This is a genomic window from Saccharothrix stipae, assembly GCF_054781895.1.
In genome coordinates this window covers 475,142-495,274 of sequence record NZ_BAAGTN010000008.1, presented here as the reverse complement: position 1 = coordinate 495,274, position 20,133 = coordinate 475,142, and the positions used below count along the sequence as shown (strand labels likewise).

Annotated in this window: 13 protein-coding genes, 1 tRNA gene and 1 pseudogene; 8 read left to right on the top strand and 7 right to left on the bottom strand. The window is 70.3% G+C overall.

Annotated elements, in window-relative coordinates:
* Positions 1-122 precede the first annotated feature (122 nt).
* Positions 123-2,012, top strand: a complete 1,890-nt coding sequence (locus ACYVLT_RS19055) for an acyl-CoA dehydrogenase family protein (protein ID WP_461121532.1) — start codon at positions 123-125, stop codon at positions 2,010-2,012.
* Positions 2,013-2,298: 286 nt separating this feature from the next.
* Here the strand turns inward: ACYVLT_RS19055 and ACYVLT_RS19050 are convergent, their stop codons facing one another.
* On the bottom strand, positions 2,299-3,444 hold the full coding sequence (locus ACYVLT_RS19050) for an ROK family transcriptional regulator (protein ID WP_461122249.1): 1,146 nt from the start codon (positions 3,442-3,444) through the stop codon (positions 2,299-2,301).
* Between the two features lie 177 nt (positions 3,445-3,621).
* Here ACYVLT_RS19050 and ACYVLT_RS19045 point away from each other — a divergent pair, with 177 nt between their 5' ends.
* The gene (locus ACYVLT_RS19045) at positions 3,622-7,887 is read left to right on the top strand and encodes a GH92 family glycosyl hydrolase (RefSeq protein ID WP_461121531.1); all 4,266 of its coding nucleotides are present in this window, start codon (positions 3,622-3,624) and stop codon (positions 7,885-7,887) included.
* Between the two features lie 10 nt (positions 7,888-7,897).
* Here ACYVLT_RS19045 and ACYVLT_RS19040 read toward each other — a convergent pair whose 3' ends face one another.
* Positions 7,898-8,812: a cation diffusion facilitator family transporter gene (locus tag ACYVLT_RS19040; RefSeq protein ID WP_461121530.1), complete on the bottom strand. Its 915-nt coding sequence runs from the start codon at positions 8,810-8,812 to the stop codon at positions 7,898-7,900.
* Between the two features lie 43 nt (positions 8,813-8,855).
* Complete coding sequence (locus ACYVLT_RS19035; protein WP_461121529.1) at positions 8,856-10,484, bottom strand: SDR family oxidoreductase; 1,629 nt, start codon at positions 10,482-10,484, stop codon at positions 8,856-8,858.
* Positions 10,485-10,510: 26 nt separating this feature from the next.
* Between ACYVLT_RS19035 and ACYVLT_RS19030 the strand changes: the two genes are divergently transcribed.
* A tRNA-Arg gene (locus ACYVLT_RS19030) sits at positions 10,511-10,582 on the top strand.
* 129 nt (positions 10,583-10,711) lie between these two features.
* Here ACYVLT_RS19030 and ACYVLT_RS19025 read toward each other — a convergent pair.
* Complete coding sequence (locus ACYVLT_RS19025; protein ID WP_461121528.1) at positions 10,712-11,032, bottom strand: hypothetical protein; 321 nt, start codon at positions 11,030-11,032, stop codon at positions 10,712-10,714.
* Between the two features lie 360 nt (positions 11,033-11,392).
* On the opposite strand from ACYVLT_RS19025, the pseudogene ACYVLT_RS19020 reads away from it, so the two are divergent.
* Together ACYVLT_RS19020 and ACYVLT_RS19015 are read left to right on the top strand one after the other, a co-directional pair.
* Positions 11,393-11,752: pseudogene (locus tag ACYVLT_RS19020) on the top strand (SUMF1/EgtB/PvdO family nonheme iron enzyme); the annotation flags it as partial.
* 1,449 nt (positions 11,753-13,201) lie between these two features.
* Positions 13,202-13,447 carry a three-helix bundle dimerization domain-containing protein gene (locus ACYVLT_RS19015; protein WP_461121527.1) on the top strand — a complete coding sequence of 82 codons (246 nt, stop codon included), beginning with the start codon at positions 13,202-13,204 and terminating at the stop codon, positions 13,445-13,447.
* Between the two features lie 36 nt (positions 13,448-13,483).
* On the opposite strand, the gene ACYVLT_RS19010 is transcribed toward ACYVLT_RS19015, so the two are convergent.
* Positions 13,484-14,170, bottom strand: a complete 687-nt coding sequence (locus ACYVLT_RS19010; RefSeq protein WP_461121526.1) for a hypothetical protein — start codon at positions 14,168-14,170, stop codon at positions 13,484-13,486.
* Positions 14,171-14,196: 26 nt separating this feature from the next.
* Between ACYVLT_RS19010 and ACYVLT_RS19005 the strand changes: the two genes are divergently transcribed.
* Both ACYVLT_RS19005 and ACYVLT_RS19000 read left to right on the top strand, forming a co-directional pair.
* Positions 14,197-14,823, top strand: coding sequence for a TetR/AcrR family transcriptional regulator (locus ACYVLT_RS19005; RefSeq protein ID WP_461121525.1), 627 nt, complete (start codon positions 14,197-14,199; stop codon positions 14,821-14,823).
* Positions 14,824-14,976: 153 nt separating this feature from the next.
* Complete coding sequence (locus ACYVLT_RS19000; protein ID WP_461121524.1) at positions 14,977-15,882, top strand: MerR family transcriptional regulator; 906 nt, start codon at positions 14,977-14,979, stop codon at positions 15,880-15,882.
* Between the two features lie 28 nt (positions 15,883-15,910).
* On the opposite strand, the gene ACYVLT_RS18995 is transcribed toward ACYVLT_RS19000, so the two are convergent.
* Positions 15,911-17,128, bottom strand: a complete 1,218-nt coding sequence (locus ACYVLT_RS18995) for an MFS transporter (RefSeq protein WP_461121523.1) — start codon at positions 17,126-17,128, stop codon at positions 15,911-15,913.
* Between the two features lie 73 nt (positions 17,129-17,201).
* Between ACYVLT_RS18995 and ACYVLT_RS18990 the strand changes: the two genes are divergently transcribed.
* A complete protein-coding gene (locus tag ACYVLT_RS18990) occupies positions 17,202-17,723 on the top strand; it encodes an ArsR/SmtB family transcription factor (protein WP_461121522.1) in 522 nt (173 codons plus the stop codon).
* Between the two features lie 3 nt (positions 17,724-17,726).
* Here ACYVLT_RS18990 and fxsT read toward each other — a convergent pair whose 3' ends face one another.
* Complete coding sequence (gene fxsT / locus ACYVLT_RS18985) at positions 17,727-20,084, bottom strand: FxSxx-COOH system tetratricopeptide repeat protein (RefSeq protein ID WP_461121521.1); 2,358 nt, start codon at positions 20,082-20,084, stop codon at positions 17,727-17,729.
* Between the last annotated feature and the right edge of the window lie 49 nt (positions 20,085-20,133).

Below are 20,133 nucleotides of genomic sequence, written 5' to 3'. Positions count from 1 at the left end.
TGCGGTTTCACGTCACCCGGTTGGGGCTACCCGCCGGTAGTAACGTGGAACACCCGCCCGCGAGGTCGCGTCGGCCCAGCCGCCGCCTCCGGAGCAGCGGCAACCCGACCCGGAGGTCAGCGATGACCGCAGTGGATCCCGACCGGCACGTCGACGAGCGCACCGCACGCAAGGTCGCCGAGCAGGCCCGCGAGACGCGTTGGCGCCACCCCAGTTTCGGCCGGGAGCTCTTCCTCGGCCACTTCCGCCTCGACCTGATCCACCCGCACCCCGCGGGCTCCGCCGAGGACCGCGAACGCGGCGAGTTGTTCCTCTCCGCGCTCCGCGAGTACTGCGAGAGCACCGTGGACGGCGCGGTCATCGAGCGTGACGCCCTCATCCCCGACCACGTGCTGACGGGCCTCAAGCAGCTCGGCGCGTTCGGCATGAAGATCAAGCCGGAGTACGGCGGGCTCGGCCTGTCCCAGGTCTACTACAACCGGGCGTTGATGATGGTCGGGTCGGTCAGCCCCGCGCTGGCCGCGATGCTGTCCGCGCACCAGTCCATCGGCGTGCCGCAGCCGCTGGCGCTGTTCGGCACCGACGAGCAGAAGCAGCAGTACCTGCCCCGCTGCGCGACCGGCGCGATCAGCGCGTTCCTGCTCACCGAACCGGACGTGGGCAGCGACCCGGCGCGCCTCGGCACCACGGCCACGCCCACGGACGACGGCTACGTGCTCGACGGCGTGAAGCTGTGGACGACCAACGGCGTGGTGGCCGACCTGCTGGTGGTGATGGCCCAGGTGCCCGGCAAGGGCATCAGCGCGTTCGTGGTCGAGGGTGACTCGCCCGGCATCACGGTGGAGAACCGCAACGAGTTCATGGGCCTGCGCGGCCTGGAGAACGGCGTCACCCGGTTCCACCAGGTGCACGTGCCCCGGGCGAACCTGATCGGCAAGGAGGGCGCGGGCCTCAAGATCGCGCTCACCACGCTGAACACCGGTCGGCTGTCGTTGCCCGCCCTGTGCGCGGGCGCGGCGAAGTGGTGCCTGAAGATCGCCCGCGAGTGGTCCGCCGCACGCGTGCAGTGGGGCCTGCCGATCGGCGAGCACGAGGCCATCGCGGGCAAGATCGCCTACATCGCGGCCACCGCCTACGCGCTGGAGGCCGTGCTCGACCTGTCCAGCGAGCTGGCCGACGCGGGTGGGCACGACATCCGCATCGAGGCCGCGCTGGCCAAGCTCTACGGCTCGGAGATGGCCTGGCTGGTCGCGGACGAGCTGGTGCAGCTGCGCGGCGGGCGCGGCTACGAGACGGCGGCGTCCATGGCGGCCCGCGGCGAGCGCGGCGTGCCCGCCGAGCAGGTGCTGCGCGACCTGCGGATCAACCGGATCTTCGAGGGTTCGACCGAGATCATGCACCTGCTGATCGCGCGGGAGGCGGTGGACGCGCACCTCGCCGTGGCCGGGGACATCATCGACCCGGAGGCCGACGCCAAGCGCAAGGGGCGGGCGTTGGCCAGGGCGGGCGGGTTCTACGCGAAGTGGCTGCCGACGCTGGTGGTCGGCAAGGGCCAGGTGCCGCGCGCGTACGCGGAGTTCGGGCCGCTGGCCGGGCACCTGCGGTTCGTCGAGCGGTCCAGCCGCAAGCTGGCCAGGCAGACGTTCTACGCGATGTCGCGCTGGCAGGGCCGGATGGAGCGCAAGCAGCGGTTCCTGGCACGGGTGGTGGACATCGGCGCGGAGCTGTTCGCGATCAGCGCGGTGTGCGTGCGGGCGGTGTCGGACGGTGACCGGGCGCTGGGGTTGGCCGACGCGTTCGCCGCGCAGGCGCGGGTGCGGGTGGAGGAGCTGTTCGACCGGCTGTGGCGCAACTCCGACGACTCGGACCTGACGCTGGCCCGGCACGTGCTGGACGGGCGGCTCACCTGGTTGGAGGAGGGGGTGCTCGACCCGTCGAGCCCGGGACCGTGGATCGCCGACTCGACGCACCGGGCCTCGACCGCGACCGACGTCCACCGCAAGACGCCGTAGCGGGCGGGGGTCACCGGACCGTGCGATCGGACCGTCGCGGCGGCCGGACCTCGGAAGTCACTCGGACACCGTTGTACACGGGGCAGGTGTTTGCGGGCGCGGCACCTGCCCCGTGGCACGGTCGAAAGGGGACCACGTCCCCCGTACTCCCCTTTCGACTCCCCTTCTATACAACGGAAGGACACACACCCTCCAGGAGGAGGTGACCGTGACGCTACGTCATTACTGGCGAGTTGAGACCTACAACTTTCGAGTGAATCGGCAGGCGAGAGTCACTCGACTACTCTCAGAGAGTCACAGCACCTCGGCGGTCGAACACCAGCTCGCGCGCCGACCGCAACCCGATCGCGATGGCGCCGCTGAGCACCGCCCCGTCACCCAGCTCACCCGCCACGAGCCGCGGCACGAGCGGTGTCATCCGCCGCAGCGCGGCCTCCATCGGCTCCTGGAGCAGGTCGGTGTTGCTGCCGATGCCGCCGCCGAGCACCACCAGCTCGGGGTCGATCACCGCGACCACCGACGCCACCACGAACGCCAGCCGCTCCGCCTCGTCGCGCACCGCCAGCAACGCGCGCTCGTCACCGGACTTCGCCGCCGCGAACACCTCGCGCGCCGACCGCGCCACCAGACCGCGCTGCTTCGCCAGCGCCACCACGGACTCCGCCGCCGTCGCGGCCTCGGCCTGGCCGCGCTGCCGTCCGTCCTCTTCGGACTGACCGGTGTAGGGCAGGTAGCCGACCTCGCCCGCCGCGCCGTGCGCGCCGCGGAACAACCGGCCGTCCACCACGATCCCCATGCCGATCCCGGTGCCGACGGTCACGCACACGAACACGTCCACGCCTCGCGCCACCCCGTACGCCTGCTCGCCGACGGCGGCCAGGTTCGCGTCGTTCTCCACCACCAGGCCCGCGCCCAGTTCGGCCTCCAGGTCGTCCAGCAGCCCGGGGCGTTCCCAGCCGGGCAGGTTGGGCGCGTGGTGCAGGGTCCGGTCACGCGGGTCGGGCACGCCGGGCGTGCCGACCACCTTCACCACCGGGTCGGCCATCGACAGGCCGGCGTCGGACACCGTCCGCTCCGCCAGCTCCCGCACCGTGCGGACCAGCGCCGTCGCCGAGCGGCACCGGTTGCGCTCGTCCACCCGGGCGATCACCGAACCGGCGAGGTCGGCGACCGCCACCCGGATCCGCTGCCTGCCGATGTCGACGCCGAGCACGTGCCCCGCCGCCGGGTTCGGCTCGTAGACCACCGCCGACCGGCCCGGTCCCGCCGACGTGCGGCCGCTGGGTCGCACCAGGCCGTGCTGCTCCAGGTCGAGCAACGCCTGGCCCACGGTCGGTTTCGACAACCCGGTGTCCTTGGCGATCTGCGGCCTGGTCGCCGGACCGCCCGCCCGCAGCCGGTCGAGCACCGCGCGCTGGTTGAGCACGCGCATCCCCGCGGGGGTGCCCACCGGGGGCGGGTTCCGGGCCGTCACAGCGAGTGAGTGTAGATCGGTCGGAGCAGCGTCCGGACAGGCTTGCGGACAAGTTGCCGGGCTCCACTTGACAACGATGTCAGGTACCCCTTTGCTTCGCTAAAGATCGGGTCGGTACGGCGAAGGGCGTGCGCAATGGGGCACATGCGGGGTAGGAGATCGCTGGTGGTCGTCTCGACCATCGCGTTGGCGATGGGAGGCGTGGGAGGCTGGTCCTCCGCCACCGCCGCACCGGGGGAGCCAGCCGTGAGCGAGACGCTCTTCGCCACCTCGTTCGAGGACGGGCAGCCGCAGCCGACCTGGTCCAGCACGGTGGAGACGGGCCCGGACGGCACGCCGAAGACGTCCGGCGTCAACGGCTCGGACTCCACCGGCATCCCCGGCAACGTCACCGACCGCGTGGTCGACGTGGCGGCCAACTCGGAGAACTCCGGGTCGGGCGAGGTCAAGGAGAACCTGGTCGACGGCAACGTGTCGTCCAAGTGGCTCACGTTCACGTCGACCGGCTGGGTGCGGTTCACCTTCGCCGAGCCGGTCGCGGTCCGGCGCTACGCGATGTCCTCGGCCAACGACGCGCCCGAGCGCGACCCGAAGGACTGGACGCTGCGCGGTTCCCACGACGGCACGACGTGGACGCCGGTCGACGCGCGCACCGGCGAGGCGTTCACCGAGCGGTTCCAGACCAAGACCTACGACACCGCCAACACCGAGGCGTTCAAGCACTACCAGCTCGACATCTCGGCGAACGCGGGCGGCGTGAACCTCGTCCAGCTCGCCGAGGTCCAGTTCTCCGACGGCTCGACCACCCCGCCCGCGCAGAACATGCGCACCACGGTGGGCAAGGGCGCCAACGGCGGGTACAACGCCAAGGCGGGCGCGGGGTTCACCGGCCTGAAGGCGTTGCGGTACCAGGGAACGCACGTGGCCGCCGAGCGCGGTTACTCGTACAACAAGGTCTTCGAGGTCGACATCCCGGTCACGCCGACCACCGAGCTGTCCTACCTGATCTTCCCGTCGTTCATCACCGACGACCTGAACTACCCCGCGACGTTCGTGTCGCTCGACCTCGCGTTCTCCGACGGCACGTACCTCAGCGACCTCGGCGCGCGCGACCAGCACGGGTTCGAGCTGTCACCGCGCGGCCAGGGCGCGGCGAAGTCGCTCTACACCAACCAGTGGAACCGGATCGCGTCGGTCGTCGGCGCGGTCGCGGCGGGCAAGACGATCAAGCGGATCCTGGTCGCCTACGACAACCCCGACGGGCCGGCCGGGTTCAACGGCTGGATCGACGACATCGCGGTCAAGTCCGCGCCCGCGGTGGTCGAGCGGCCGCGGCCGTCGGACTGGGTGCTGACCAACCGGGGCACGAACTCCAGCGGCTCGTTCTCGCGGGGCAACAACTTCCCGGCCACGGCGGTGCCGCACGGCTTCAACTTCTGGTCGCCCATGACCAACGCGGGCTCGATCAGCTGGCTGTACGAGTACGCGAAGAACAACAACCGGGACAACCTGCCGACGTTGCAGGCGTTCACCGCGAGCCACGAGCCGAGCCCGTGGATGGGTGACCGGCAGACGTTCCAGGTGATGCCGTCCGCCGGCACGCCCACCGCCGACCGGGCGGTGCGCGCGCTGCCGTTCAGGCACGAGAACGAGACCGCGCAGGCGCACTACTACGGGGTGAAGTTCGAGAACGGGATGCGCACCGAGATCGCGCCGACCGACCACGCCGCGCTGTTCCGCTTCACGTTCGTCGACGACACGTCCAACCTGGTGTTCGACAACGTCAACAACAGCGGCGGGCTGACCCTCGACCCGGCCACGGGCGTGGTGACGGGCTTCTCCGACGTCAAGAGCGGCCTGTCGACCGGCGCCACCCGGCTGTTCGTGTACGGCGTGGTGGACAAGCCGGTGCGGTCGAGCGGTCGGCTGACCGGCGTGGGCCGCGACGACGTCGCGGGCTTCTTCCAGTTCGACACCTCCGGCGACAAGACGGTGACGATGAAGATCGCCACGTCGTTGCTGGGCGTCGACCAGGCGAAGCGCAACCTGGAGCTGGAGGTGTCCACTTCGGACACCTTCGAGTCGGTGCGCGACCGCGCGCAGCAGGCTTGGGACCGGGTCCTGGGCATGGTGGAGGTGGAGGGCGCGTCGGAGGACCAGCTGACCACCCTGTACTCCAACCTCTACCGGCTCTACCTCTACCCGAACTCGGGCTTCGAGAACACCGGCACCGCCGACGCGCCGAAGCACCAGTACGCGTCCCCCGTGCAGGCCGCCGGGCCGTCCACGCCGACGCGGACCGGCGCGAAGGTCGTGGACGGCAGGATCTACGTCAACAACGGGTTCTGGGACACCTACCGGACCACCTGGCCCGCCTACAGCCTGTTCACGCCCAAGCGCGCGGCCGAGCTGGCGGACGGCTTCGTGCAGCAGTACCGGGACGGGGGGTGGATCTCGCGCTGGTCGTCACCCGGTTACGCGAACCTCATGACCGGCACGAGCTCGGACGTGGCGTTCGCGGACGCGTTCGTGAAGGGCGTGCCGCTGCCCGACGCCAAGGCCGCCTACGACGCGGCGGTGAAGAACGCGACGGTCGCGCCGCCGAACGCGGGCGTCGGCCGCAAGGGCCTGGACACCTCGATCTTCACCGGCTACACGTCCACCGCCACCGGCGAGGGCATGTCGTGGGCGATCGAGGGCTACGTCAACGACTACGGCATCGCGAACATGGCGCGGGCGCTGTACGAGCGGACCGGGGACGCGCAGTACCAGGCGGCGCACGAGTACTTCTCGAACCGCGCGCAGAACTACATCCACATGTTCGACCCCTCCACGGGCTTCTTCCAGGGCCGCAACCCCGACGGCACCTGGCGGGCGCCCACCGACGAGTACGACCCGCGCGAGTGGGGCCACGACTACACCGAGACCGACGGCTGGAACATGGCGTTCTCGGTGCCGCACGACGGGCAGGGCCTGGCCAACCTGTACGGCGGTCGCGACGGGTTGGCGAAGAAGCTGGACGAGTTCTTCGCCACGCCGGAGACGGCGAAGTTCCCCGGCTCGTACGGCGGCGTGATCCACGAGATGACCGAGGCGCGCGACGTGCGGATGGGGCAGCTGGGGCACTCCAACCAGGTGTCGCACCACATCACGTACATGTACGACTACGCCGGTCAGCCGTGGAAGACGCAGGAGAAGGTGCGCGAGATCCTGTCCCGGCTCTACCTGGGCAGCGAGATCGGCCAGGGCTACCCCGGTGACGAGGACAACGGCGAGCAGTCGGCGTGGTGGCTGTTCAGCGCGATGGGCTTCTACCCGCTGCAGATGGGCAACGACTCGTACGCGATCGGGTCGCCGCTGTTCAAGAAGATGACCGTGCACCTGGAGAACGGGCGTTCGCTGGTGGTCAACGCGCCCGCGAACTCGGCGGAGAACATCTACGTGCAGTCGTTGAAGGTCAACGGGAAGAAGTGGGACAAGTCCTACCTGCCGCACGCGGAGATCGCCTCCGGTGGCGTGCTGGACTTCGAGATGGGGTCCGCGCCGTCCCGCTGGGCCACCGGTCCGGACGCCGTGCCGCCGTCGTTGACCAAGGGTTCCGAGGTGCCCGCGCCGTTGCGGGACGTGACGTTGCTCGGGACGGTGGCCGGGGCTCCGGCGGCGCTGGTGGACAACACCTCGCAGACGTCCGGCGCGCTGTCGTGGTTGCAGGTGGACCTGCCGACGAAGAAGGAGAGCGCCACCTACTACACGTTGACCTCCGGCAAGGCGGGCGGCGACCCGGCCGCGTGGGTGCTGAAGGGCTCGTACGACGGTGTCGCCTGGTCGACCGTGGACGAGCGGTCGGGCGAGGCGTTCCCGTGGCGGCAGCAGACCCGGGCGTTCAAGATCGCCCGACCCGGTCACTACCAGCACTACCGGCTGGAGTTCCCCGGTTCGGTGACGGTGGCCGAGTTCGAGCTGCTGGCCAAGCCGTTCGTGACGTGCTCGGCCACGGTGACCGGTGAGCACGCCGGGCCGTTGCGCGTCCAGTCGGGCGTCACGTGCGTGGACGGGGCCACGGTGACCGGTCCGGTGACGGTGGCCGCGGGCGCGTCGCTGTACGTCTTCGGCGGGAAGGTGGAGGGCCCGGTGAACGCGACCGGCGCGGCGGCGGTCGTGCTGGTGGGGACGTCGGTCGGCGGGCCGGTGAACGTCACCGGCACCACCGGTGAGGTGTCACTGGAGCGGGTGAACGCCGGCGGGCCCGTGCGGCTGGTGGACAACAAGGGCGGCACGCTCGTCGCCGGCAACGCGGTCGGCGGGCCGCTGTCGTGCACGGGCAGCGACCCGGCGCCGGTGGACAACGGCTGGGCGAACTCGGTGAGCGGGCCCAAGACCGGTCAGTGCGCCGAGCTGTAGGCATCCCGGGTCACCAGGAGATTTCGCGGCACCTCCGCGCGGAATCTCCTGGTTCGACCTGGAGCGTGGCGTGCTCGATGCGGTAGCGCTGGGCCAGCAGCGTCTGCGCCGCGCGCAGCACCTCGGCCGGGTCGGCGTCGTCGCAGGTCGTCAGGTGCGCGGAGGCGACCTCCATGCCGGAGGTCAGCGTCCAGACGTGCAGGTCGTGCGCCTCGGCCACGCCCGGCACGCGGTTCAGGTCGGCCTGCACCTCGGCCACGTCGAGGCGTTCCGGGGCGTGCTGGAAGAGGATGCGCAGCGCGCTCGCGGCCAGCTTGTAGGTGCGCGGGAGGACGAACAGGCCGATCGCGACACCCATGACGGGGTCGGCGTAACGCCACCCGAAGATCAACGTGACGGCGCCGCTGACGAGCACGCCGACCGACCCGATGAGGTCGGCGAGGACCTCCAGGTACGCGCCGCGGACGTTGATGCTCTCCTTCGCGCCGTCCCGGAGCATGAGGAACGAGACGACGTTCGCGGCCAGACCGCCGGCGGCGACCAGGACGACGGGCAGACCGGCCACCTCGGGCGGGTTGCCGAACCGGCCGACGGCCTCGTAGACGACGTAACCGGCGACGCCGAACAGCAGCACGGCGTTGGCCAGGGCGGCCAGCACCTCGGCCCGGTAGAGGCCGAACGTGCGGCTGCCGCCCGTTCTCGCGCGGCGGGCCAGCATGATGGCGGCCAGCGCCATGCCGACGCCGAGGACGTCGGTGAGCATGTGGGCGGCGTCGGAGATCAGGGCCAGCGAACCGGTGGCGATGCCGACGACGAACTCCGCCGCCATGAACGCCGCGCCGATGGCGAAGGCTGTCCACAGCCGGCCCAGGTGCTTGGCGCTGCCGCTCTCCGACGGCACGCCGTGGCCGTGTCCGTGACCCATGGCCGGAACATATAGTCACATGCGCATGAGTGCAACTCCAGTGTCAGAGGCGCCACAACCGTCCCACGGCGCGGACCAGGCCCGGCGCGATCCGGTTGCCCAGGTGGGCCGCTTTCGCCTCCACCGTCACGGGTACCACGGTCTTGCCCTTGTTCACCGCTTCGAGGACCTCGGCCGCGACCTTCTCCGGCCCGAAGCCGCGCAGCCGGTAGGCCTTGGTGGCCTTCTCCCGCTGCTCGTCCTGCTCGGCGCCCGTGGTGCCGGCGAACGTGAAGCTCTTGGTGATGTCGGTGTGCACGATGCCGGGGCAGATGGCGCTGACCTTGATGCCGTGCTCGCGCAGTTCGGCGTCCAGGCACTGGGCGAGCATGAGCACGGCGGCCTTCGTCGTCGAGTACGCGGACAGGGCGGCGGTCGGGAAGTAGCCCGCGGCGGACGCCGTGACGACCAGGTGGCCGCCTTCGGCGCGGTCCACCATCTGCGGCGCGAAGGCCCTCAACGTGTGCACGACGCCCCAGAGGTTGACGTCCACGACCCGCCGCCAGTCCTGCTCGGAGGTCTTGAGGAACGGCCCGGCCACCCCGATGCCCGCGTTGGCCATCACGACGTCGGGCACCCCGTGCCGCGCCTTGATCCGTTCGGCCACCTCGTGGGTCGCCGCCGCGTCCGCCACGTCGAGCCGGTACGCGTGCCCACCGACCTGCCGCGCCGTCGCCCGGGCGCTCTCCTCGTCCACGTCCAGCGCGACCACCTCGGCGCCCTGTTGCGCGAAGGCCAGCGCCGTGGCCCGCCCGATCCCGCTGCCCGCACCCGTGATGACGACCAACCGCCGTCGTCGCGTGCCGTCGATCGCGTCCTCGATGTGGCGGGCCACCTGCTCGGGGTGCGTCCGCGGCGCCCAGTGGCCGGCGTGCAGCCGACTGCGGGTCAGGTGGTCCGCCCAGGGCTCGGCGGCCTCCAGGTGCTGCCGCACCACGTACGGATCCTTGGTCAGCTCGACCTGGTGCACCCGCACCGACACCGCCGCCGGCGGCAGCCCCCGTCCCACGTTCGCCCGGTACAACCCCAACCCGTTGACCAACTCCCGCTGGTTGGCGTGCAACCTCCTCCGCACCCAGGGCAACCGCCACACCACCTCCGCGGCTCCGGGCACCTGGAAACAGGCGATGTACCACGATCGACGCAGGACGCCGAACACCCGCGCCGGACGCAAACGATTGCGCTTCACCCAATCACTGACATGCCCCAGATCCGGCCCGGAAATACTGGTGAACGACAGGAACAGCTCGGGCCGAGCCGCGACCGCCGCCCACCCCTGCGTGGACCCCCAGTCGTGCCCCACCAGGTGCACCGGCCCACCGACCTCCCCCACCACGGCCACCAGGTCCTCGACCAACCGCTCGACCCGGTACCCCTCCACCCCCACCGCCGCCTCCGACCGCCCACTGCCGCGGACGTCGTACCGAACGACCCGGAACCGCCTCCCCAACCTCTCCACGACCCCGCTCCACACGTCGGACGTGTCCGGGAACCCGTGCACCAGCACCACGGGAACCCCACCGTCCACCCCCTCCTCCCGAACCGAAATCCGCAGGTCACCACTTCGAACCGCCCACTCACGCCCCAGGTCCACAACCAAGGAGGGTAGGCCGTGAAACCCCCTGGCGGACATGCGCTAAGCTTCCACCCGTAGCTGCGGCCCCCGTAGCTCAGGGGATAGAGCACCGCCCTCCGGAGGCGGGTGCGCAGGTTCGAATCCTGCCGGGGGCACATCGTTCCACCAGCACGAAAAGGCCCTTGACCAGCGCGAACGCGGTCAAGGGCCTTACTCGTGTGTCCGGCCGTGTCCAGTGCAGTCCGGCCGTCTACGGCTGTCCGTGCCAAATGCGTGCCAAAGTCCTAGCCGCTCGGTCGGTGCCCCAGAGCAGCCTCGACGCGCTGCCGGACCGCCGCCGCCTCCCCGTCGAGGCACTTGGCGTAGATCTTGAGCAGCACCTCCACCGAGTGCCCTGCCCACTCGGCGACCGTCACCGCGGGCACTCCCCCGTTGAGCCAGGTCGACACCGCCGCGTGCCGCAGGTCGTAGGGCGTGCCTGCCAGCGGCGTAGCGGCCACCCCCGGCGTGAAGACGTCGACGCGGGCTCGCTGCCAGGCCCGGACGATGGTGAGCTTCGGCAGCTCGCTTCCGTTGCGCTCGCCGGTCAACAGCCGACCGCCCACCTTGGAGTAAGCGAGCGCATCATCTCGAAGTGGAAAGCTGGCGGGAAGAACATCAATCCACGTCCAGTGAACCAGGCCGCACTCGACACCTGTCTTAGCAGGAGTGATCCCGACGCGAAGGCGCGCTTCGCTTACATCACCGGTGATTCCCTGGTGCCGCAGAGCAAAGCGGACGTACTTACGGAACCAATTGACACCAGTCAAGTCAACCACCCAACCGATGGTAACGGCACGGGCACACGTGGAACCGTCTATCCGTGGGGAGATCAGCCGGCGCCCGCTAAGTGCAACGTTCGAGAGAATGGATTCGGCAGCACCACGCCCGGCGACTGCCCCTAAAGTAGCGTCAGCCCGTACGGCGTCTACGACATGTGCGGCAATGTCTGGGAATGGTGCTCGACCGAAACTCGACCGGGACGGCGCGAACTGAAGGGCGGCGCTTGGACCAGCCCTTTCAATCGCGCTACACCGTCGTCCTTCAATGATGCAGCGGCAACAATGTGCGATGACGATACAGGATTCCGCGGTGCTACTGCGGCTGAGACTCTAGAGGTTGCTACCCGGTTGATGGACACAGCGGCATATCCGTCTTCCTGGCCGCCGACGACCCGCCCTGTTCGACCGAATGCGCAAACTTTCCGAGGGACTCACGCCCGCACGAGGTGGGCATTATTGCACTTACCCAACTCCTCACTCCCCAACCCGTCATTCCATAGTTGAGTGGAATACGGCCGGGTTTTTTAAAAAGACTTGCACAATCAAGTCACGGCCAGCCTGGTAGAGGACACCCTCACCGGAAGCACCAGCCAACTGCCGGACGAGGTTCTGGTTAGCCCACCGTGCCGGCTCCATCGTGACCTCTCACTCATGTGCCCGTGGCTATGCGCTTGACCGAAGTGTAGAGCAGGCCCTGACGTCTCGGCGTTGCAACTGTCCGGTGTCCGGAGACAGACGCTGTCTCACCTGTCCCGCCATAGCCGCCGACCAGCGATTCCAGGGTGGGACAACCCGCAGGACACCTGTCCCACCCCACCGCGACACCCGCCCTCCGAACGGGCGCTGTTCCGAAGCCCCGCCGTCTCATCGCCTTAGCGGCTACGCAGCGCGGCCACAGCGAAATCTACCTTCAGCTTCACCGATTCGAAATCCGAGCGCCACTCCGCCAGCTTTTGCTGCTCCAATTCGACCTCTCGCCGCATCGGAGAATCTACTTCACGCTACACCCACCGGCATTGCCCTCCGCTAGGCATCTTTCAGCTTCTGCCATCAACACCTTTATCTGACCGTCTTGCACGACATCAGACAGTAGAACATGATCAAGGTCTACGTGGTAGACCGCGTTACGACAGAGCGTGCATAGCGTTCGGTCGCAACAACCCATCCCGACACGGCGGTCGGGTCAGCCGCGATTCCTTCATGCTGCGCAGCATTACGTGCCCGGTGTAGTTGACGAACATCGATCCCGGCATCACTGCGCCATGAACTGCCTAGATTTTGTTTTACCTTACTGACGAGCACCTCAAATCCGCCGCGTGCATTAACCTCAACATCCGGCAAGCTGACGGCAGCCATATGCGTGACACGTTCAACTACGGCGTCTAGTAGAACGAGGGCGGTAAGTCTTGTTACAGGAGCTGAGCTTCGCACCGTTAGTCGCGCATTCTCAGCAGCGCGCGGAGATGCACAAGAGCGAGGGAATTCAGCGGAGAAAGTGGCACAGTCATCCACCTATATAACTACAGAGCTACTGCAGCTGCCACAACGCAACTTGCTGTGCTGGTGCGCATCACCGCAGCAGCAGTGCTGCCTCGCCTATCCGTCCTCGCAGGACGCTGTAACAGTTGAGGGCGTGTTGAGGCAGCCTCGGCTCTACACGCCTATCCGCACTCGATCCCGACGTTCACGGCAGCGGACGGGCCGATCTTCGTAGAGGACCGCAGGCGTAGCGCTGAGACGGCCGCAGAGCGGTGCGCAAGTCGCATTTGATGGGTCGGTATACCCCCTCGGAGCGCATCAAGCGATGGTCACCACGTCGCCCTACCTATCGCCAGCTGGGCCGGATGGTGGCATTCGTTCACCGGAAGTACAGACTGGATTTGCCTTTCGTTCAACTTCACGGTCAATCCGCAGCGGTGATCTGAGTTCCTCGCGCGTGGTTGGAGGGGTTCGATGGTGGACGAGTTAGAGGGGCACCAGGTGCGTGATCCCCGCCGACTGCACGCCCCGGTCGAGGTGCAGTTGGACCAGGCCGCCGAGGAGTTGACGCGCAGGTTGGCGGGGCGGATCAGTTACCAGGTCGTCCGCGAGGCCGTGACCGACGCCTACCAACGACTCGCCCGGCAGGCCAAGGTCCACCGCTTCCTGCCCATCCTGGCCGCACGGTCCGCGCAGGACAGGCTCCAGGCCGCACCCTGAGGGTGGCGACACCACCACGCACCGAACCGTGCGCGATCAGCGGTGCGGTCGGCGGATCAGGGTGGTGGCGTAGAGGACGATCCAGGCCACCCACAGGAGCCAGCCGCCCAGGCCGAGGAGGGCCAGGGGGCCCGGTTCGGCGGTGATCAGTGGGGTCAGGGTGGCGGAGGTGAAGAGCAGGGTTGCCGCGAGGTGGCCCAGGGTGGCGTGCCAACGGGCGATCAGGTTGGCGTGGCGGCCGCTGATGGACAGGCCCACGAGCGCCATGGCCAGGAAGACGCCGTTCAGGGTGAACAGGGCGTCGTGCAGGGACCAGAGGGCGCCGGTGGCGTCGGGGGCGGTTCGGGTGGTCGGTGGTAGGGCAAGGCGCAGGGCGATCACGGCGGCGAAAGTGCCGTTCTGGAGCACCACGCCGGCGAAGCCGACCAGGGACCAGGCCTCGCCACGGTCCCGGTCGGATTGCCGGGATGCCACCACGGCACCTGCGGCGAAGAGGGTGGACAGGGCCCAGGCCGTCGGCGTCAGGGCGGATGACAGGCCCACGATGGCCTGGTGGGTGGAGAAGTAAGCGACGACGTCCGTGGCGCCGGTCCGGGGTGGGCCGGTGGGCACCATGATGGCGTTGGCCAGGACGATCAGGGTGGCGAAGCCCAGGCCGGCGAACCCGGCGATCCGGACGAACGGCCTGGTCGACCCACCGACAGCATTCGGTTTACGCGGCATATATTCAATATAGAGGGTGGCAAGAAGTGGGCGGGACGGGCAAGCGTCGTTACGACTCGTTGCGGCGGGTGGCGCAGGCGCAGGAGACGCGGGCCGAGATCGCTCGTGCGGCTCGCCGCCTCTTCGTCACCAAGGGCTGGGCGGCGACGACCGTGCGCGCGGTCGCCGAGGAGGCGCAGGTGTCCGTGCCGACGGTCTACGCGGCCTACGGGGACAAGGCGGGGCTCGTGCGGGCGGTGGCCGACGCTGCGACGACCTCCGCCGACATCACGGAGATGGTGGCCGAACTGGAGGACGCGTCGGGCGAACCGGCCCGGCAGCTCGCGGCGATGGCGGCGTACGACCGGCGGCTGTTCGAGCGGTCGGGGGATGTCATCGCGCTGGTGCGCGAGGCCGGCCGGACCGAGCCGGAGCTGGCGGCGGCGTACGACGAGGGCCGCCGGCGTGGCGACGACACCCGCGTCCAGGTGTTCTCGTCCTGGCCGGACGGGGTGCTGCGGGAGGGGTTGGACGTGCCGTCGGCCGTCGACGTCTACGCGGCGCTGTGCAACATCGACGTCTACACCACGCTCACCGTCGAACGGGGGTGGACCCCGGACCGGGTCGAGCGGTGGTGGGGTGCGGCGCTGGCCCGTGAGCTCCTGGGGCGGTGACGGCCGGGGTCGCGAGCCACCACCGCAACACCCCCGTTTTCACGGCCGAGCGATCCGCACGGGGGGCAGCGTCCCACCCGACACCGACAATCCGGTGGCCCCTCGGGCAACCGGCTTGAGTCTCCGGTAGGGGGAGGCACGAGGGTGGTGCGCATGAACGGCGACGCGGTCTTCACGATCGGTGAGCTGGCTCGGCGGACCGGGCTGACGGTCAAGGCGATCCGGTTCTACTCCGACGCGGGGATCGTGCCGCCGTCCGGTCGCAGCCCCGCCGGTTACCGGCTCTACGGCCACGACGCCGTCGCCCGCCTCGACCTCCTGCGGACGTTGCGCGAGCTCGGACTGGACCTGCCGACGATCCGGCGGGTGCTGGACCGCGAGCTCACGGTGGCGGAGGTGGCGGCGGCGCACGCGGAGGCGTTGGCGGCGCAGATCGGCGTGCTGCGGTTGCGCCGGGCGGTGCTGGTGGCCGTGGCCGAGCGCGGTGCCGGCCCCGAGGAGGTGGGTCTCGTGCACGGACTGGCCAAGCTCTCCGAGGACGGTCGCCGGCAGCTCGTCGGCGAGTTCCTCGACGGCGCGTTCGGGGAACTGGCGAACGATCCCGCCTTCGCGGGGATCATGCGGTCCTTTACGCCGGAGTTGCCCGAGCAGCCGGAGGTCGCGCAGGTCGAGGCCTGGGTCGAGCTGGCGCGGCTCGCGCAGGACCCGGGCTTCCGGGCGGGCGTGCGGCGGCTGGCCGAGCACCACGTCGTGGTCCGCGACGGCCTGCGGCCCGATCCGGCGGCGGTGGTGCGTGACGCGGTGGGCCCGGCGGTGGCCGCGGCCGTGGAGCCGACGTCGGTGGAGGCCGGTCGGGTGGTCGCGGCGGTCCTGGCCCGGCTGCCGACCGTGCCGGTCGAACGGCTGGCGGCGCTGCTGCAAGCCGCCAACGACCCCCGCCGCGAGCGCTACCTGCGACTGCTGGCCGTGGTCAACGGGTGGCCGCCGCCGGAGAGCACGGCGGAGGCGTTCGACTGGTTCCTCCGGGCCTTGGCCCACACCGCCACCGCCGCCGGCTAGTTGTCCCGCGAGGTCGCGAGCAGCCGCATCAAGACACCGCCTGCTCGATCTTCCGGTTGGTGACGGTGGTCAGGCCGAGGAGCGTCACGAGCGAGACCGCGGTCATGATCACGAAGACGGCGCGCAGGCCGAACGCGTGGCCCAGCGCGCCGCCGATCGCCGCGCCCAGCGGCATCGTGCCCCAGGCGACCAGGCGGTAGGCGCTGTTGACGCGGCCGAGCAGGCGGTCCGGCGTGATGTGCTGCCGCAGCGAGACCGCGACCACGTTGAGCACCGCGATCCCGCCGCCCGCGACCGTGAACGCGGCCGCGACCGCGTACGGGTTGGCGGTCACCGCCGGTGCCGCGACCATCAGGGTCCCGGTGGCGAACCCGACCGCCAGCGAACGCCCGCGGCCCAGTGCGGCGATCACGCGTTCGGCGGCCAGGGAACCGACCAGGCTGCCGATGGCCGTGGTGGTGAGGAGCAGGCCGAAGAGCTGCCCGGTCAGGCCCATCGCCGACGCCGGTCCCACGGCGTACAGGACGAGGACCGCGCCCGACGCGGTGTTGGCGACGTTGAACAGGCCCACCATGACGGCGAGGCTGCGCAGCAGTCGTTGGCGCACCAGGAACCGCAGGCCTTCGGCGATATCGGCACGCAGGGTGGTGCGGTGCTCGCGGTGGATCTTGAACGTGCCCCGGACCGACCACAGGGCGGCCAACGCGACCAGCCAGAGCGCGGCGGGCGCGGTGAAGGCGGCCAACGCACCCGCGGCGACCAGCAGACCGGCCAGCGGTGGGCCGACGAACTCGTTGGCGGTGAGCTCCACGGCGAACAGGCGGGCGTTGGCGCGGGGCAGGCGATCGCGGTCGACCAGTTGCGGCAGCAGGGAGTGGGCCGAGGTGTCGTAGAGCGTCTCGGCGATGCCCGCGGCGAACGCGATCGCGTACAGGAGCCAGATGTTCGTCCAGCCGAACGCCACCGCGGCGGCGAGGACGGCCAGCAGGAACGCCCTGGTCGCGTTGGCCCTGAGCATGGTGCGGCGGCGGTCGAGGCGATCGACCAACGCGCCCGCCGGGAGCGCGAAGACCAGCCACGGCAGGGTCAGGGCGAACGCCAGGCCCGCGATCAACGTCGGTTCGCGGGTGGTCTGGATGGCGACCAGCGGCAGGGCCACCTTGAACGTGCCGTCGGCGAGGTTCGACACGCCGGACGACGCCCAGAGGCGCCAGAAGGCCGTGCCCAGGGGTGTCGTCGGTGCCATTGGTCGAGGATCGCACATCGGTGGAGTTTTCTCCATCGGTGGAGTGGTCCACCGGTCGGCTAAGTTTGTGCGCATGGCTGATCGGCGACGGCGTCCGGCGACGGTCGAGGAGACGAAAGCGCTGGCCCACCCGTTGCGGCTGCGGATCCTGCGGCTGTGCGCGCAGCAGGAGTTGACCAACAAGCAGTTGGCCGAGCGGTTGGGCCGCGACCCCGGGACCGTGCTCTACCACGTGCGGCAGTTGGCGTCGGCGGGTTTCCTGGAGCCGGGCGAGGTGCGCACGGGCGCCGGCGGGGCGTGGGAGAAGCCCTACCGGTCGACCGGGGTGTCCTGGTGGCTGGACGGACCGCTGGCCGACACCGGGCCGGTGCCGAGCACGGCGCCGCTGGAGGCGTTCCAGGAGGAGTTGCGGGAGGCCGGGCCCGAGTCGGTGCGGACCTACGCCCGGTTCGCGCTGCACCTGTCGCCGGAGGACGTGGTCGAGCTGGACCGCCGGATCAGCGCCGTGCTGGACGAGTACGTGGCCACCGACGAGCAACGCCGGCACTTGCCGCTGCACGGCGGGTTCGTCGTCGTGCACCGGCTGAAGGAGTAGCGCTCACGGGTCGCGCCTGAGCTCCTCGGTCCGGCTCTGCAAGGCGTCGGCTCGCTCGTGCTCGCCCAGGCCGCGCAGGGTGTTGACCAGGTTGCCGGCCGACTGCAACGCCCGCGGGTGCCGTTCGCCCAGCACCCGTCGGCAACGCGCCAGCGTGTCCTCGTGCAGCTCGCGAGCCCGTTCCAACTCGCCGAGCCCCTGTAGGGCGAACCCCAGGTTGTTCGCGGACGCCAGGGTGTCGGGGTGGTCCTCGCCCAAGAGCCCGCGGCGACGGTTGAAGGTGTCCTCGTGCAGTTCCCGCGCGAGCTCCCCCTCGCCCAGTGCCCGGAGGATGTTCGCCAGGCTGTTCGCCGCCACGAGGGTGCTCGCGTCGTCCTGGCCCAACACCCTCCGCCGGTAGGCCAGGACCTCCTCCCCCAGTTCGCGAGCGGCCTCGAACTCGCGCATCCTCCACATCACCGTCGCGAGGTCGTTCATCGAGTTCATGGTGTGCGCGTCGTGCTCACCGAGCACCGCCCTGCTGCGCGCCAACGTCGCCTCGTGCAGCTCACGGGCGCGCTGGTAGTCGCGGATGTCGGAGAGGCAGTTCGCGAGGTTGCGAGCGGACACGAGGGTTCTCCGGTGGTCGTCGCCGTACCGCGTGCGGAGCATCTCGTGGAGGCGTTCGTGCAGGGGTAGCGCCTGACCGGGCTCGCCCCGGCCGCGCAGGTACGACGCTGCTCGCTCCACCAGCCCCAGGACCAGGTCGAAGTCCCGACCCAGGTCGGCGGCGGTCAGCACGTGCGGTAGGAGTTGCCGCCAGACCGGCCACTCCGCCGGGTTGTTCCACGGATCTCCGGGTGCGGCGGCGAACACCACTCGGAGCGCGACGTCGGCCCAGCTCTGCTCCGACCGGGCGCGCAGCAGCGCGGCGGGCACCCGGTGCAGGTGCAGGCTGTCGGGGCTGACGCGGGCCATGGCGCGGCGGCGGATCGTCCCGAGCGTGGCGGCGAGCGCGAGCGGGTCGGCGACGGCGGTCGCGAGCGGGTCGGGCAGGTGCTCGCGCTGTTCGGTGATCGTGGTCAACGGCACTGGCTCGGGCGCCAGCCACGAGACCAGGGTGAGCAGCTGCACCGCGGCCGGGTCGTCGGCGGCGAGGCGGTCCAGCGCCACCGTCCACGAGGCACCCGCCGACGTCTGCCCCTGGGCGAGGAGGTCGTGGGTCCGCTCGGCCAGCAGGTCGAGGTAGGTCTCGGCGGTGAGGTTGGTGTCGGCCAGCAGCGCGGCCGCCTGGTCGACGGCCAGCGGCAGGTCGCCCAACGCCTCGGCGATCCGGTCGGCGTCCGGTTCCGTCAGCGGAGCCCGTTCGCGCAGCAGGCGGACCGACTCCGCTCTGGTGAACTCGGCGACGCCCAGGGGGTGCGCGATGTCGGTCCAGTCGGGGTTGCGGGACGTGATCACCACATGACCGGGCCCGGTGGGCAGGTACTCGGCGAGCGCGGCCGGGTTCTCGGCGTTGTCGAAGATGACGAGCCAGCGGTCGCGGATGCGGAGTTCACCCCTCAGCCGGGCTGTCGCGACGTCGGCTGTCTCGGTGGGGTCGGCCAGGCGCAAGGCCCTCGCCAGCTCGGCCAACCGGTCCGGGATCAGCTCGGCGGCTCCGGACGGGACCCACCAGGCGATGTCGTAGTCGTCCGCGTGGCGGTGGGCGTATTCGATGGCCGCGGTGGTCTTGCCGACGCCGCCCATGCCGTGCACGGCCTGCACCACCGCGGGCACGCGGGACAGGAGCGCGTTGCGGAGGCCGTCCAGCAGTTGCCCACGGCCGGTGAAGCGGGTCAGGCGTGCGGGGATGCTCCACACGCGGGCGGACGGGCCGTGCGGGCGGCGCAGTTCGGTCAGGGCTTGGTAGACGGCGGTTTCCGCCTCGGCCGGTGACGAGACCGCGGCCGCGGTGACGCCGCTGTCGCGCAGGCGCTCGCGGAAACCCTCCTGCCGCGCGCCGTGCCGCGGGTCGCGGAACAGCCCGGCCGGACCCTCCGCCTCGTCGTCCAGCAGGAACACCAGCCGGGGCAGTCCCGCGTCGCCCGCGGCCTCGTACTCCAGCTCGGTGTAGGACAGCTCCGGCCGGCCGCGCACCGGGGAGCCGTAGCGGAAACCGGCCAGCAGCACGTAGACGTCGGCGGCGGCCACCGCGTCGCGGCACACCTGCTCCGGCTGCTCGTCGCGGGCGGCGAAGTACCTCATGTCGGCGACGACGTCGCCCGCTCGGGTGATCGCGGACTCGACGGCGGCCACGAACGACGTGCCTGCCGGATAGCGGCGCAGCTCGGAGGTGTGGCTGATGAAGACCCGGCGCGGCACTCCGGCGTTGTCCGGCATGCGCCGATGCTAGCCGTGTGGGCCGCCCCGGACCCGGCAAGTCCACAAT

Coding starts and splice junctions, on each gene's coding strand:
- ACYVLT_RS19055 (WP_461121532.1), top strand. CDS start 123: ATGACCGCAGTGGATCCCGACCGGCACGTCGACGAGCGCACCGCACGC.
- ACYVLT_RS19050 (WP_461122249.1), bottom strand. CDS start 3,444: ATGCGCGTGCTCAACCAGCGCGCGGTGCTCGACCGGCTGCGGGCGGGC.
- ACYVLT_RS19045 (WP_461121531.1), top strand. CDS start 3,622: ATGGGGCACATGCGGGGTAGGAGATCGCTGGTGGTCGTCTCGACCATC.
- ACYVLT_RS19040 (WP_461121530.1), bottom strand. CDS start 8,812: ATGGGTCACGGACACGGCCACGGCGTGCCGTCGGAGAGCGGCAGCGCC.
- ACYVLT_RS19035 (WP_461121529.1), bottom strand. CDS start 10,484: ATGTCCGCCAGGGGGTTTCACGGCCTACCCTCCTTGGTTGTGGACCTG.
- ACYVLT_RS19015 (WP_461121527.1), top strand. CDS start 13,202: ATGGTGGACGAGTTAGAGGGGCACCAGGTGCGTGATCCCCGCCGACTG.
- ACYVLT_RS19010 (WP_461121526.1), bottom strand. CDS start 14,170: ATGCCGCGTAAACCGAATGCTGTCGGTGGGTCGACCAGGCCGTTCGTC.
- ACYVLT_RS19000 (WP_461121524.1), top strand. CDS start 14,977: ATGAACGGCGACGCGGTCTTCACGATCGGTGAGCTGGCTCGGCGGACC.
- ACYVLT_RS18995 (WP_461121523.1), bottom strand. CDS start 17,128: ATGGCACCGACGACACCCCTGGGCACGGCCTTCTGGCGCCTCTGGGCG.
- ACYVLT_RS18990 (WP_461121522.1), top strand. CDS start 17,202: ATGGCTGATCGGCGACGGCGTCCGGCGACGGTCGAGGAGACGAAAGCG.
- fxsT (WP_461121521.1), bottom strand. CDS start 20,084: ATGCCGGACAACGCCGGAGTGCCGCGCCGGGTCTTCATCAGCCACACC.